Origin of the sequence: Curtobacterium sp. AB7, from assembly GCF_044909335.1 — a bacterium.
Classification (GTDB): domain Bacteria; phylum Actinomycetota; class Actinomycetes; order Actinomycetales; family Microbacteriaceae; genus Curtobacterium.
Genome location: NZ_JBIYED010000004.1, coordinates 225,701 through 240,504, shown reverse-complemented (window position 1 = coordinate 240,504; position 14,804 = coordinate 225,701). Strand labels below are relative to the sequence as shown.

The following is a 14,804-nucleotide window of genomic DNA, read 5'->3' as shown; positions in this document are numbered from 1 at the left end:
GCACTCTACGCGCTCGCCCCGACCGTCCGGCCCGGTCACACCGGACGTTCAGAGCCGCGCGGCGCTGTCCACCACGGTGATGAGCGGCGCGTACAGCCGCATCGCGTCGAGCGCGCGCTCGTGGTCCGCGTCGCTCGCCCCGGCGCAGGCGTCCGCGACGACCGTCACGGTCGCTCCGGCGTCCGCCGCCGCCAGGGCGGTCGACAAGACGCAGCAGTCGGTCGACACGCCCGTGAGCACCAGGTGCGGGTGGTCGCCGACGACGGTCTGGAGGCCCGTCCCCCACTTGCCGAACGTCGGCTCGGTCACGACGGGGTCGTTCCGGTCCCCTGCCGCACTCGCGAAGGGCTCGGTCAACGCGTACAGCGGGTCGGCGTCCGGCACGAGGGCGAAGGGCCACTCGCGGTAGTACGGCACCCAGGCGCCCTGCGGGCGCTCGGGCGCGACGAACCGGGTGAACACCGTGCGTCCGGTGAACCGGGGCAGCAGGCGCTCGATGCCGACCCCGGCGTGGTCGTACCGCGGCGCGGCCCAGGGGGACTCCCCCGTGAAGACCTGCTGCATGTCGATGACGACGAGCCAGGCGTCGTCGGGGACGCTCGTGCTCCCCGACGTGCTCACCGCTCCGCTCACCGCTGTGCTTCCTGGAGCCGGACGGAGCCCCGGGCGAACAACAGGGTGCCGAGGAACCCGACGACGAGCGCGACCAGCACGCCGAGGTTCGCGTAGGCCCAGGCGCCGTCGCGTCCGCCGAGGCCGAACGGCCCGAGCAGGTAGCCCTGCCACGACAGCCACGCCGGCGACGCCAGCGTGACGAGCCCCCACCCGAGCGCCGTGCCGACCGCGACCAGGGCGATCGCGCCCCACCGGACGTCGCCGTAGCGGCCGCGACGGTCGTCGAGCTCGCCTTCGGCGTAGGCAGTGCGCCGGAGCAGGACGTCGGCGACGAAGATGCCGGCCCACGCGGCGATCGGCACGCCGAGGGTGATCAGGAAGGCCTGGAACGGGCCGACGAAGTCCGTTGCGAAGAAGGCGATGTAGATCGCACCCGCCACCATGAACACGCCGTCGACCCCGGCGGCGACCGGCCGCGGGATCTTCACGCCGACGCTCAGCAGCGCCAGGCCCGACGAGTAGATGTCGAGGACAGCACCGCCCACCAGCCCGAGGATCGCCACGAGGGCGAACGGGATGAGGAACCACACCGGCAGGATCGACGTGAGGGCCCCGATCGGGTCGGCACCGATCGCGGCGTTCAGGTCCGGCGACGAACCGGCGAGCAGGACACCGAAGACCACGAGGACAGCCGGTGCGAGCGCCCCGCCGAAGGTCGTCCACCCGACGACTCCCCCGGTGGACGACGACCGCGGCAGGTAGCGCGAGTAGTCGGCAGCGGCGTTCACCCAGCCGAGGCCGAACCCGGTCATCACCAGGACGAGTGCACCGATGAACTGCTGGCTGCTGCCCGTCGGCAGCGCGGCGATCGCGCCGAAGTCGATGGACGGCACCGCGAGCACCACGTAGACGACCGTCAGGACCGCGGTGATCACCGTGATCCAGGTCTGCAGGCGCATGATCACGTCGAAGCCCGCGACGCCGGCACCGACCACGAGCGCGGCGACCACGACGAGGGCGACGACCTTCGTCAGAACCCCGCCGTCCCAGCCGAGCTCGGTGAAGACCGTCGAGGTCGCGAGGACCGCCAGCGCGGCGAGGGCGGTCTCCCACCCGACGGTGAGGATCCAGCTGAGGAACGAGGGCACCCGGTTGCCGCGGACCCCGAAGGCCGCGCGGCTCAGCACCATCGTCGGCGCCGACCCCCGCTTGCCGGCGATCGCGACGATGCCGCACAGCAGGAACGAGAACACCACCCCGACGACCGAGACGACGGTCGCCTGCCAGAAGGAGATCCCGAACCCGACGACGAACGATCCGTAGGCGATGCCGAGGACGGAGACGTTCGCCGCGAACCACGGCCAGAACAGTCCCCGCGGGGTGCCCTTGCGGTCGGACTCGGCGATGACGTCGAGGCCCTGCCGTTCGACGGTGCGGACCTCGGGCGCGGCGGTGGTGGGCCCGGAGTTCGTGGGCGCTGTGCTCATCCGCTGAGCGTAGCGCCGCAGCGACTACCCGAACAGGTTCACGGGCCGCACGATGTCGGCGTAGATCAGCAGCGCGCTCATCCCCGCCAGCAGCACCACGACGACCATCGTGAGCGGCATCGTCTTCGCCAGGTCGATGGGGCCCGGGTCCGCCTTGCCGACGAGCGTGAAGGACCGTCGCTTGATCGCCTCCCAGAGGGCGCCGGCGATGTGCCCGCCGTCGAGCGGCAGCAGCGGCACCATGTTCAGCACGAACAGGCCGATGTTCAACGAGGCCAGCAGCCCGAGGATCGTGTACGCCTTGTCGACCACCGGCACGCCGCTCATCGACGAGACCTCACCGATCGCTCGGCCGACACCGACGACCGACACGGGGCTGTCCTGCGACCGCTCCTGCGCGCCGAACGCCGCGTTCCAGACGGCGACCAGTCGCTGCGGCAGGTCGATGATGAGGTGCGCCGACGCGGCGATCTGCGCACCCGTCGCGGGCAGCACCTCGGCCGGCGACTGCCGCACGAGCGACTGCCCGATGCTGACGCCGACCACACCGACCCGCTGGGTCTTCGTCGTGCCGTCGTCGTTCGTGACGACCTTGCCCTCGGCGTCGTAGACGTCGCGGGTGGCGGTCGTCGGGGTGATCTCGAGCGTCTTCCGGGCACCGTCACGCTCGACGACGACGGTCACCTGCTCGCCGGCCGACTCCTGGAAGACCTCGGAGACACGGGCGATGGTCGGGTCCTGCTCACCGTTGACCGAGAGCACGACGTCGCCGGACGCGATGCCGGCCTGCTTCGCCGGCGACTCCGCATCGCCCGAGGTGCACTCGGTCGTCTGGCTGGTCGGCAGGACGCAGTCGACGCTCGACGTGAACGTCGTGGTGGGCGACCCGAAGCCGCACAGCAGCACGCCGAACAGCACGATCCCGATCACCAGGTTCATCGCGGGGCCAGCGACCATCACGATGATGCGCTTCCACGGGGTCAGTCGGTAGAAGGCGCGGGAGTCGTCGCCGCCGGAGTCCGCGATCTGCTCGGCGCTGGCCTGGCGGGCGTCCTGCACGAACGCGCCGTACATGCCGGTGTTCGTGATCGCACTCGGGCGGCCGGAAACGCGCGGCTTGAGCATGCCGACCATCGAGATGTAGCCGCCGAGCAGGATCGGTCGGATGCCGTACTCGGTCTCACCCCGCTTGAACGACCACATGGCCTTGCCGAACCCGAGCGAGTACTGCGTCACCTTGACGTTGAACAGCTTCGCGAAGGACAGGTGCCCCAGCTCGTGGAGTCCGATCGAGACCAGCAGGCCGATGATGAAGACGACCACGCCGAGGACGAAGAGCAGGACGGATTCGACGGTCACCGGGAAAGGGTACGGGACGCTCGCCATGACGGAGCCGAGCGCCGTCTGAGAGGTGGGACGGGCCTCTCCCCACCGGCACGGCCGTCCCGCCGCTGGCGCGTCGCGCCGGAACCGGCGGTGTGGGCCCAGTCCGTCACGTGGTGACCACGCGACCGACGGGAGGCGCGGATCGCGTCAGCGGGTCAGCGCGCGGTCCGCCGCGGCGCGGGCCCAGTGCTCCGCCGCCAGCACGCCGTCGAGTGACCGCTCCCCCGCCACGTGCTCGTCGACGACGCGCTCGACCGTGTCGACGATGTCCAGGAACCCGATGGCGCCCGCGTGGAACGCGGCAACGGCCTGCTCGTTCGCCGCGTTGAAGACGGCCGGGTAGGTCCCGCCGAGTTCGCCGACGCGCTTCGCGAGCGCGACGGCACCGAACGCGTCGGCGTCGAGCGGCTCGAAGGTCCAGGTGCTCGCCGTGGTCCAGTCGAGCGGCACGCCGACGCCGGGCACCCGGTCCGGCCAGGCCAGGCCGAGCGCGATCGGCAGGCGCATGTCCGGCGGCGAGGCCTGCGCGATGGTGGAGCCGTCGACGAACTCGACCATCGAGTGCACGATCGACTGCGCGTGCACCGTGACGTCGATGCGGTCGTACGGCACTCCGAAGAGCAGGTGCGCCTCGATGACCTCGAGCCCCTTGTTGACGAGCGTGGCGGAGTTCGTCGTGACGACGAGTCCCATGTCCCACGTGGGGTGCGCCAGCGCCTGCGCCGGGGTGACGTCGCGGAGCTGCTCGCGGGTGCGGCCGCGGAACGGACCGCCGCTCGCCGTCAGGACGAGCCGCTGCACCTCGGTGTCGGCACCGGAGCGGAGCGCCTGCGCGATCGCCGAGTGCTCGCTGTCCACCGGGACGATCTGGCCCGGCGCCGCAGCCTGCTGCACCAGGGAGCCGCCCACGATGAGGCTCTCCTTGTTGGCGAGCGCGAGGGTGGCGCCGGTCTCGAGCACCGCGAGCGTCGGCCCGAGGCCGACCGACCCCGTGATGCCGTTCAGGACGACGTCGGCCTCGACGCTGCGGACGAGCCGCTCGGAGTCTTGCGCCCCGAACGCCGTGTCGCGCACGCCGAACCGGGCGGCCTGTTCGGCGACGAGGTCACGGTTGCTGCCGGCGGTCAGACCGACGACCTCGAACCGGTCCGGGTTGCGGGCGACGACGTCGAGCGCCTGCGTGCCGATCGAGCCGGTGCTGCCGAGGACGACGATGCGACGCCGGGCCACGGTCAGCCCTTCGCGAGGATGTCGACCACGAAGACGAGCGTGGCGTTCTTCGGGATGCCCGAGCCCTCCTGCGGGTTCGCGCCGTAGGCGTCCTCCGGCGTGGCGACGATCAGCACCTGCGAGCCGACCTTCTGGCCGACGAGCCCGGTGACGAAGCCCTTGATGAGTGCGCTCTCGGAGACCGTGAAGGTCGTCGGGGCGCCCTTCGACCACGAGGAGTCGAACTCCTTGCCGGTGCTGTAGACGACGCCCTTGTACTGCACGAGGGCGGTGTCGCCGTCGGCGATCGCGGCGCCGTTGCCCTGCTTGAGGACCTCGACCGTCGTCTTCGTCGGGGCCTTCACGCCGTCGGGGATCGTGATCTCCGGCTCGCCGCTCGACTTGTCCGTGACCGTCGGGAGCGCCGGGTCCTGGTCCTTCGGGGTGCCGTTGGCCTTGGTGGGGGTCTGTGCGACGACGTCGGCGACGACGACGATCTCGCCGCCGGTGTTGAAACCGAGAGCCGACGACTGGCCCACGGCGGCCACACGGTCGCCGACCTTCGAGCAGGCGAGCAGGGCTCCGAAGCCCGAGCCGCCGACGGACAGCACCTGCGGGTTGCCCTCGTCGAAGCCGACGGTGCCGAGCTTCTTGGCGTCCTTGGCCTCGTAGACCGTGTAGGACACCTGGGCGTAGTCGCCCTCGTCGAGCGACGCGCCCTTGCCCGAGACGAGCTTCGTGGCCTGCGGCGTCTTCGCCGACAGACCGGCCTCGAACTTGACCGTCGGGGCCTTCGTGCCGCCGAACGAGCCGGTCGCGCGGATCGTGTCGGAGGACTTGCCGGGGTCCGGGCAGGACGTGATCGCCGAGGCGGTCGCGCTGGCGGTCGGGGTCGGCGAGGCCGTGGACCCGTCCGAGCCGGAACCGGAGCATGCGGCGAGTCCCAGCACGACGGCGGGGACGAGGGCGATCGGGAGCAGGCGCAGACGCTTCACGGGAACCTAGTCTGCCCCACCCGCTGAAGAGTCCCCTGCCAATGTCGCAGCACGGACGACGGTCTCGGCCTCGTGGCGCACCGGGAACGACACCGACCGGGCGATGAAGCAGAGCTGGTTGGCCGTGGCGTGGGCGGCCTCGGCGTCGGCGACCCGGTCCGCCTCGAGGATCGTCACGACCGGGTGCAGCGTCGCCCCGGTGAGCTCGCCCGAGCCGTCGCGGTTCAGGTTCAGCGACGCCGTGGCCGTGTCGCGGTAGTCGACGACGGTGAAGCCCTGGGTCACCGCGACGTGCAGGTAGCTGAGCATGTGGCACTGGGCCAGCGCGGCGACGACGAGTTCCTCCGGGTTCCAGCGGTCGCGGTCACCGCGGAACGTGGGGTCGGCCGAGCCGGCCACGTCGGGCTTGCCGACCGCCGAGACCACGTGCTCGCGCCCGTAGTCGCGGTAGCCGGAGGTACCGGTGCCGCGGTCTCCCGTCCAGCTGACGGAGACCTCGTAGGTGTGGTCCTGCACGGGTGCTGCCCCTTCGTCGGCGTCACTGGCGGTCGTCCGCCCTGGCTAGCATGGCGGCATGACGGTGAGCCACGAAGTCCGCACTGATCGCCATCCTCTCACCGCCGACGGGTCGGTCGAACTCGCGGTCCTCGACCGGTCGGGGTTCGACGAGAGCCGGCACGTCGGCGCCGGGGTCGTGGTCGACTCCGCGGGTGCCGTGGTCGACTCGGTCGGCGACGTCGCCGCCAGCATCTACCCGCGCTCGACGATGAAGCCGTTCCAGGCCCTGGCCGTCCGCCGAGCCGGTGCACTGTTCTCCGACGAGGAACTCGTCCTCACCACCGCGAGCCACGCCGGTACCGCCGCGCACCAGGCACTCGCGCTGCACATGCTCGAGTCGTTCGACCACGTCGAAGCCGACCTCGGGTGCCCGCCGGACATGCCCTTCGACCGCGCGACCGGACGGACGATGGACGGCCCCCGGCGCCTGGCGATGAACTGCTCGGGCAAGCACGCCGGCATGCTCGCCGCCTGCCGCGTCAACGGGTGGGACGAAGCGACGTACCTGGACATCGAGCACCCGATGCAGCAGCGCGTCCGCTCGGTGGTCGAGGAGTACACGAACGAGACGGTCGACCTGGTCGGCACCGACGGCTGCGGTGCCCCCGTGTTCCCGCTCACGCTGTCCGGACTGGCACGCGGGTTCGCCGGCGTCGTCGCTCGGGCGGACGACGACGCCGCGGCGCTGACCGACGCAGTCCTGGCGCACCCGTGGGCGATCGACGGAGTCGGGCGGGCCAACACCGTCACGATCGAGCGGCTGCAGGTCCTGGCGAAGCTCGGTGCCGAGGGCGTCATGGTGATGGGGCTGCCCGGTGGGGCCGCGGTCGCGGTGAAGGTGCTGGACGGGTCGCAGCGTGCAGGCACCCTCGCAGCGCTCACCCTGCTGCAGCGGAACGGGCTGGTGGGTGCCGACGGCGTGGCCGATGTCCTGACGGCGACGGGTGAGCAGGTGCTCGGCGGTGGCGTGCCGGTCGGCGTGGTCCGGGTCGGCTCCGGCTTGCGCTGAGTCCGTCACCCGACGAGTTCAGGGAGCACCGGGAGCACCGGTCTGACCGTGACACCGCGTCGGTCGGGTGGGCGACGCACGGTGCAGCCGTAGCGGGTGACCTCGACCGCTGCGTCCCACAGCCGTGGCATCGTGCCGAGACCCGGGACGAGCACGACCGTGCCCTTCGGACGTCCGGAGCGGTCGAGGCGAGCGAGCACCGCCGTGCCGTCGGGCAGCGCTGGACCGTCGCCAGCGAGGGTTCCGATCCTGCCGGCTGGGCGGAGGTCGTCCCACGGGTCGGCGGTGGCGCGGAGCTGTTCGGCGATCGCCCGGAACACCGCGGCGGCGAGTGCCCCGGTGCCGACGACCACGACGTGACCGGCCACGTCGGTCTCCCACGGGACACCGTCCGGGCCGTGGCCGAGCAGGAGCCGTCCGGGTGCGCTCGGACCGAGGGGCTCGATCGGCGCTGCGGCGTCGTCACCGGACAGCGACTCCGGTTCGCGGGGCCCGCCTGCGCCGGACCGGTGCAGCAGGACGTCGAGCACCGCGCAGCACCCGGCGGCTGCGAACACCACCGCACGGGAGGCGCCGTCGAGGGGCGCGAACACCCCGGCGAGGACGAGCACGACGGCCGTCCCGACCAGGACGCACCGAGCTGCGAACAGGGTCATGCCTCCATCGCAACAGGACGGCGGCGCCGCCGGGGCGCCGACGACCGATCTGTGGAGAAGTCCGGCAGCGCTACTGCACGAGGAAGAACTGCTCGCCGATGTCCACCCGGGCACCGCGCTCCACGCGGTACCGACGGCCAGGCTCGCAGCGACGGATCGAACCGTCGATGTGCCGGACGACGGTGCCGTTGCCGGAGAACCGGTCGGACACCCACAGGTCGTCACCGTCGCGGCCGAGCTCGAGGTGGGTCTTCGACACCGACTTGCCCGGGTCGTGGACGGTCAGCAGGTCGTCGTAGCGCTCCCCCGGCTGCGGACGGGGCAGACGACCGAGCAGTCCGGTGCCGTGGACGCCGAACCGCTCGCCGGTGCTGAAGTGCAGCAGGAACGGCGCGCGCGTCGGGGTCTTCGAGACGATGCGGGTCTCGTCGACGTCCTCGTCGAGCTCGTCGGCGTCCGCACTGGCCCGAGCACGGTCCGACGGCGGGAGCGGGAGCTCAGGTGCCGTCGCGCCGGGGACCGGTGGCAGCGGCGCGGCGAGCGGGGCCTGTGGGGCTTGCGCCGGCGGAGCCCAGGACGGTTCGGGATCCTGCGGTGCTCCGTGCGGTGCCGCGTACTCGGGCCCGGACGACTCGAACGGCTCGGTCACCGGCGCTGCGTGGGCGCCGCGAGGACGCCCACCCGGGCGCGAGGCCTCGCTGTCCGGCAGGGCCGACTCGTCGTCGGCGGCGGTCTCGTCGGCCACGGCCTCGACGGACCCGCTCTCATCGGACCCGGTCTGGTCGGAACCAGTCTGGTCGGAACCGGTCTCGTCGCTCGTGATCTGGTCGTCCGCGGTCGCCTCGACCGGGATCTCGTCGTCCGGCACGTCGGTCGACGACGACCCGCCGGCTCCGGCCGACTCCACGTCGGAGTGCTCGGTCGCCCAGTCCGGACGCGCCATCGGCAGCGGCACGACCGGTCCGGTGAACGCGGCGGTCACGGCGGGACGGACTGCTCCGCACTCGCCGCAGAAGATGTCGTCGGGCTCGAGGCGGTTGCCGCAGACGTGGCAGATGGTCGTGGCGTGCATGCCCGGCGTGACGAGCGGCGCGGGCCGAGGCGGTCGGCGGTCGATCAGGGGCTCGACGACGGCGGTGTCCCCCGGCTGCGGCGGCGACACGACGAGCGCGGCGGCGGTCGGTTGGTCGAGCGCACCCTCCTGGACGGGCTCGCCGGAGCGGGTGGACGACGTGTCGTGGGCGCCGTCGGTCTCGACGTGCACGGGCGCGTCGTCCGTCGCGCGCAGGGACGCCTCGGAGTCGTCGAGCGTGTCGTGGGGCGTGTCTTCAGCGGCGGCCGGTGCACTCGGGACCGGCGGGACGACGGGAGCGGACTCGGCTCCGGACGCGGGCTGCGCAGCCTCGGTGGTGGCACCGCGGCCGACCCACCAGGACGGGCCGGCCGGCGCTGCGGGCGGGGCCGGAGCGACCGGTGGCGCCCACACGGGTGCCGGCGCCTCGTCAACAGGCGGCGGGGTCGCGGAACGGTCGTCGACGGGGGCCAACCGGGTCCGCTCGGGGTCGTCGGCGAGGACGTCTGCGGGCTCGGAGCGGTAGGCGTCCGGGTCCAGTGGCGGTTCATCCTGGGCTGGTGCTGCGCCGGGCTGCGCGGCCGCGTTCGGCCAGTCCCCGAGGCCGGAGCCCGCACCGTGCACGTGCGACGGAGCCTCGCGCGGGGCGAGGTCGTCGGGGCGTTGGACGGGCACCGCGGCCGGTGGCTCGGTGCTGCGGCGGTCGGCACCGGTCAGCCACGCACGGGTGGCTGGGTCGAGGGTCGACTCGGGCAACCATGCATCGGCCGCGGGATCGGAGCGACGGCCGTGGGAATCGGGCTGCTGCAGGGGCGGCGGCGGCGCCTGCTCGACGGGGGTCGCAGCGACCGGCCGACGGCTCGCTCCGGCGGTCACCGCACGTCCGCACTCACCGCAGAAGATCGCCCCCTCCGGGAGCATCGATCCACAGTGTTCGCATCTGATCACGGTCTGCCTCTGTCCTCACTCGGCCGTCCACGACGCTCGTCAGGCCTCCGGCCATCGTAGTCACCGCGTCTCGCCGAGCCCTGACCGGTGGTCGTGCGCAGCCGATCGGTTCCGCGCAGGGACCTGAGCGACACGGCGGTGCGGAAGCGTTCACGGCGCGTCCGACCGGTGCGCAGCGTGCCCACCGCATCGTCCGTCGCCGACCACATCCGGTCGGCGGCGGCTTGGTCGACGTCGCTCGGGCCGAACACCGCCCGGTCGGCGAGGGCAGCCAGTCCGGTCCCGCCCTCACCCGGAGCACCGGCCACCGTCTCGCGTCGTGTGGCCGATCCGGCCACGTCGTGGCCACGGTCGAGGAGCGCATCGCGGTACTCGTCCCAGGCCCCGACGATGCGACCGCGCGGCGTCGGAGCACGCCGGCGCCGTCGGCGGCGGACCCGCTTCAGCAGGACGATCACCCCGAACGGCAGGAGCACGAGGGCGATCAGCCCCAGTGCACCGAGCACCCAGGGCAGCACTGCGAGCAGGATCTGCAACCACAGCGGCTGCACGGGCGGCGTGTTCCGGTCGCTCTGCGGCGGCGCCTGCTGGTCCTGGTCCTGCTGGTCGACGGGAGGCGGCGGCACGACGGTCTCCGGACGGGTCACCGGCTGCGGCGTCTGCTGCTGCTCGTTCGGGATCTCACGGACACTCGGGTTCGGGTTGAGCATCACCCACCCCCACTGCGCGGTGTCGACCTCGATGCGCGCGGTGACGTCCGAGCCGCGGAACGTCGTCGTGCCCCCGCTCGCCGACGCCCCGCCGGACCCCGAGTCGCCGCCGGCTGTGAAGCCCATGACCACCCGTGCCGGGAACCCGAGCTCGTCGGCCATCAGCGCAGCGGCGGCGGCGTACTGCTCCTGGTCGCCGATCATCAGCGGCGACGTCAGGAGCTCCTGGATGCGGTCGGCGCCGTGCCCCGAACGGCTCATCCGGTCGTCACCGACGCCGTGGCTGACGTACCCGTTGCGCTTGAGTGCCTGGATCACCGCGACGAGCTTCGCACCCGACGTCGCATCGGTGTCGGTCGTCGCCTCGACCGTCTCGCGGACGGCGTCCGGCACGTCGCGCGCCGTCGGGACCGCGGCGCTGCCCGGGCGGGCCGCTGCGAGCTGCTCGTCCGTCGGCTGGTCGGGGACCACGGCGGTCAGGTCGTAGGAAGTGCCTTCGCGGACACCGCCGACCACGGCCCCCGTCTGCGTCGAGCCGTTGAAGAAGAAGGACCCGCGCTCGTCGTCGGCGTCGGTCCCGGTGAAGTCGACGCGCTCCAGGTCCCCGACCGTCGGCAGCCAGACGCCGCTGTAGCCGTCGACGGTCACGCCGACGCGCACCCTGGTGCCGTCCACGCCACGGACGTCGACCGACGTCGGCACCCGCTCGAACGTCCCCGACGACGAGGAGCCGTCCGACCCGCCGACGCGGTAGACCACACCGTCGTAGCTGTCGAGCGTCGCGATGCGCACGAACCCGTTCTCCGGTAGTCCGGTGATCCGGAGCTGTGCAGTGTCCGCCGCGCTCTGCTCTTCGTACGCCCGGAAGCCGCTCAGCGGGCTGACGTAGTCGCGGGGGTCGAACGGCTTCACGACGTCCGTGCGGGCCACGGTGCGCTCGTTGGTCGGCGGCGCGACGAGCCCGAGCCCCGTCGCGACGACGGCCGCCGCGACGATCGTCCCCGTGCCGACGAGCGCCGGGCGCACGACGGACCGTGCGATCGGCACCGACGAACCGATCGTGGTCGCCACGGCGACCGCGCGACGTGCGTGCCGCACTGTCAGCGCCCAGACGAGCGCGATGGCGACGAGCACGACTGCCGTCACGATCGACGTGTCCAGCCGGCTCGGCCCGACGACCACCCCGATCGCGAACAGCACCAGTGCCGGGATGCTCGCGAGTTCCTGCCTGGAGGCCCGGGTCGCCACGCTCACGGCCGTCACCGTGGCGACGAGGAGCGTCACGAAGTACGGCACGAGGAGCGCCTCGTACGAACCGACCGGCAGGCTGATGGTCACCAGCTGCTTCCACCCGAGCGCGACACCGGCGAACAGCGCGAGCAGGCCCTGGCCCGTGGGCAGGACCCCGTTGGCCTGACCGGGCACGGCTGCGGGCACACCGGCGAGCGTGAACGCCGCCACCGTCGCGATCGCCACGACGACCAGCGGCAGTCGCAGGACCGCGCCGACGAGGGCGACGAGGGTGCCGAACACGATCGCGGCCACCGCCGCGACGATCATCGAGTCGTCACGGTAGACCGGCCACCACGACACGCTCGCGACCGCGAGCAGCAGCCACACGACGAGGGTCCCGCCGGCCAGACGGAACGGCACGAGCCGCCGGGCGTCGCGGCGATCGGAACGCCGGGTCGACCGACGGGCACGCTCCGCAGGCGGCGTCGGGGTGCTCACCGGAGCGGCGCTCACGCGGCGGCCGATCGGTGCAGGGCGTGCCGGAGGTCGTCCAGGTAGCCGATGGTCATCACGGTCAGCCCCGCGACCCGCAGGAACCGTGGCTGCGCTTCGGGCTCGCAGATCACCGCGACGACCTCGACCCCCACGGGGAAGCGCGTCGCCGCGAGCCGGAGCGCCGGCAGCCCGATCGTCGAACCGACGACCAGGAACGCCACCGAGATGCCCTCGGTGTCGCTTCCGACGATCCGGGAGACCTCGGCGATGGGCAGGCACGCATCGGCGAGTCCGACCGAGGCGAAGTCGTCGAGCAGTCGCGTCGGGGTGACCGTCGGCAGGGTCCGCACCGCGTAGACGGCACGCTTTGCGAACTCCGGGGTGCGTTCCGACACCACGACCGAGACCTCCCGGCCGTCGCGGATCGCACGGGCACCGAGCGACGCCGCAGCGCTCACCGCGAGCTCGAACTCCTCGTCGTCCCCGAACTCGGACCGGGCGATGCCGAGCGCCACGACGAGGTGCGAGCGGCGCGTGTCCTCGAACTGGCGCACCATCAGCGCGCCCGACTTCGCCGTCGACTTCCAGTGGATGGTGCGGGGGTCGTCACCGGGCATGTACTCGCGGATGGCGTGGAACGCGATGTCGGCCGGCGACAGGTCGGTGGTCGCCTGCCCCTCGAGGTCGCGCACCAGCCCGGTGCTCGTCGACGGGATCGCGATCGTGCGCGGGTGCACGATGACCTGTTCGCGAGCGGTCCAGACGACTTCGCGACGGACGAGCCCGACCGGGTCGGCGCGCACACCGGTGACCGGACCCACGTCGAGCACGCCGCGGCGCACGGTCGGCACCGGCACCAGCTGCTCGAACGTGCCGTGCGCGCCGATCGCCGGGATCGCGACGTCGACGAGGCCCGGGCCGACCGGCACCTCGACCGTCGTCGGCACCGAGGGCAGACGCGTCGGGTTCTCCGCCGTGACGACCACGCCGGCCTCGTCGCCGACCGCCACTCGGTGTTGCGGCAGGCGCATCCGGATCACCAGCCGCGTGCGGCCGATGAGCGCGATGGCCGCGACGACGACGAGCACCGCTCCTGCGAACCCGACGACGACGATCTCCCGCAGGCCGAACCGGTAGCCGGCAACGAACGCGACGAGCGTGAGGGCCGCGACCGTCCACCCGAGCCCGGTGACGACGGACGAGACCTCGCCCCAGGAACGCTTGACGAGCCTCCAGGCCGTTGCCCAGACCCGGACGATCCCGACGACCGCATCCGCGGCGACGCCTTCGCGGTCACCGACGATCCGTGAGCGGACGTTGGTCAGGCCGGCGACCGTCCCCGTGCGCTCGTACGCCGTCGTCCCGCGACGCGACCGCGTCGAGGACGGACGGCGTGAGCGCGTGGAGACGGGCCGGCGGTCCGTCACGTCGTGACTCGGTCGGCCGGCGGCGGCGTCTCCACCAGCAGCTGTGCGATGACGCTCGGCGCGCTGACACCGTCGAACTCCGCCTCGGCGTCGAGCACCAGGCGGTGCGCGAGCACCGGGACGGCGAGGGCCTTGACGTCGTCCGGCGTGACGTAGTGGCGGCCGCTCAGCGCGGCGAGCACGCGTGCCGAACGGATGAGGCCCATCGCGCCGCGGACACTGACGCCCAGGCGGACTTCACTGGCCGAACGCGTCGCGTCGACCAACCGTGCGACGTAGTCGGCGATGACGGCGTCGACGTGCACCGTGCGGGCCAGCGCCGCCATCTCGGTGATCGTCGCCGCGGGCACGACGCTCGCGAGCGGGACCGATGCCGACGGAGCCGACGAGGTCTCGAGGATCTTGACGGTGGCGGCGTGGTCGGGGTAGCCGATCGAGGTCTTCATGAGGAACCGGTCGAGCTGCGCCTCGGGCAGACGGTACGTGCCGGCCTGCTCGATGGGGTTCTGCGTCGCGATGACCATGAAGGGGGCCGCCAGGCGGTGGTTCACGCCGTCGACCGTGATCGCCGACTCCTCCATCGCCTCGAGCAGGGCCGACTGCGTCTTCGGGCTCGCACGGTTGATCTCGTCGGCGAGGACGATGTTCGCGAAGACCGGGCCGCGGTGGAAGTCGAACTCCTGCGTGCGCTGGTCGTAGACGCTGATGCCGGTGATGTCACCGGGCAGCAGGTCGGGGGTGAACTGGATGCGGTTCGTCGTCCCCTGCACGCTCTGCGCCATCGCCCGCGCGAGGCTCGTCTTGCCCGTGCCGGGGACGTCCTCGAGGAGCAGGTGGCCCTCGCTGAGCATCGCGGTCACCGCGAGGCGGATCACGAACGTCTTCCCGAGGAGCACCTGCTCGACGTTGGTCACGATGCGGCCTGCGACGTCGGCGAACCAGGTGGCCTGCTCCGGGGTCATGCTCATGCGGGGGTGGTCCTCGTCGTCTCGGGGGATGGCGGT

At 72.4% G+C, this 14,804-nt stretch carries 12 protein-coding genes; 1 reads left to right on the top strand and 11 read right to left on the bottom strand.

Annotation, left to right across the window (positions count from 1 at the left end; all coding sequences use genetic code 11):
- Positions 1-48: 48 nt before the first annotated feature.
- The 6 genes from ABH929_RS11350 to ABH929_RS11325 form a co-directional block, all read right to left on the bottom strand.
- Positions 49-633, bottom strand: a complete 585-nt coding sequence (locus ABH929_RS11350; RefSeq protein ID WP_404561311.1) for a cysteine hydrolase family protein — start codon at positions 631-633, stop codon at positions 49-51.
- Complete coding sequence (locus ABH929_RS11345) at positions 630-2,102, bottom strand: purine-cytosine permease family protein (protein WP_404561310.1); 1,473 nt, start codon at positions 2,100-2,102, stop codon at positions 630-632. The genes ABH929_RS11350 and ABH929_RS11345 overlap by 4 nt, the downstream gene beginning before the upstream one ends.
- Positions 2,103-2,126: 24 nt before the next feature.
- On the bottom strand, positions 2,127-3,461 hold the full coding sequence (locus tag ABH929_RS11340) for a M50 family metallopeptidase (protein ID WP_404561309.1): 1,335 nt from the start codon (positions 3,459-3,461) through the stop codon (positions 2,127-2,129).
- Between the two features lie 174 nt (positions 3,462-3,635).
- Complete coding sequence (gene dxr / locus ABH929_RS11335; protein WP_263090591.1) at positions 3,636-4,718, bottom strand: 1-deoxy-D-xylulose-5-phosphate reductoisomerase; 1,083 nt, start codon at positions 4,716-4,718, stop codon at positions 3,636-3,638.
- Between the two features lie 2 nt (positions 4,719-4,720).
- A complete protein-coding gene (locus tag ABH929_RS11330) occupies positions 4,721-5,692 on the bottom strand; it encodes an FKBP-type peptidyl-prolyl cis-trans isomerase (protein WP_263090590.1) in 972 nt (323 codons plus the stop codon).
- 6 nt (positions 5,693-5,698) lie between these two features.
- Positions 5,699-6,208 (bottom strand): OsmC family protein, encoded by a 510-nt coding sequence (locus ABH929_RS11325; protein WP_263090589.1) that lies wholly within the window; start codon positions 6,206-6,208, stop codon positions 5,699-5,701.
- Positions 6,209-6,266: 58 nt separating this feature from the next.
- Here ABH929_RS11325 and ABH929_RS11320 point away from each other — a divergent pair, with 58 nt between their 5' ends.
- Positions 6,267-7,259, top strand: a complete 993-nt coding sequence (locus tag ABH929_RS11320; protein WP_404561308.1) for an asparaginase — start codon at positions 6,267-6,269, stop codon at positions 7,257-7,259.
- A 5-nt stretch (positions 7,260-7,264) separates the two neighbouring features.
- Here ABH929_RS11320 and ABH929_RS11315 read toward each other — a convergent pair whose 3' ends face one another.
- The 5 genes from ABH929_RS11315 to ABH929_RS11295 all read right to left on the bottom strand — a co-directional run bounded on the left by ABH929_RS11315 (position 7,265) and on the right by ABH929_RS11295 (position 14,768).
- The gene (locus tag ABH929_RS11315; RefSeq protein ID WP_404561307.1) at positions 7,265-7,915 is read right to left on the bottom strand and encodes a hypothetical protein; all 651 of its coding nucleotides are present in this window, start codon (positions 7,913-7,915) and stop codon (positions 7,265-7,267) included.
- 70 nt (positions 7,916-7,985) lie between these two features.
- The gene (locus ABH929_RS11310) at positions 7,986-9,743 is read right to left on the bottom strand and encodes an FHA domain-containing protein (RefSeq protein WP_404561306.1); all 1,758 of its coding nucleotides are present in this window, start codon (positions 9,741-9,743) and stop codon (positions 7,986-7,988) included.
- A 188-nt stretch (positions 9,744-9,931) separates the two neighbouring features.
- Entirely contained in the window at positions 9,932-12,391 is a 2,460-nt protein-coding gene (locus ABH929_RS11305; RefSeq protein ID WP_404561305.1) for a DUF3488 domain-containing protein, read from the bottom strand.
- A complete protein-coding gene (locus ABH929_RS11300) occupies positions 12,388-13,800 on the bottom strand; it encodes a DUF58 domain-containing protein (RefSeq protein WP_111083878.1) in 1,413 nt (470 codons plus the stop codon). Before ABH929_RS11300 ends, ABH929_RS11305 begins: the two co-directional genes overlap by 4 nt.
- A complete protein-coding gene (locus ABH929_RS11295; protein WP_123294288.1) occupies positions 13,797-14,768 on the bottom strand; it encodes a MoxR family ATPase in 972 nt (323 codons plus the stop codon). The genes ABH929_RS11300 and ABH929_RS11295 overlap by 4 nt, the downstream gene beginning before the upstream one ends.
- Positions 14,769-14,804: the final 36 nt, after the last annotated feature.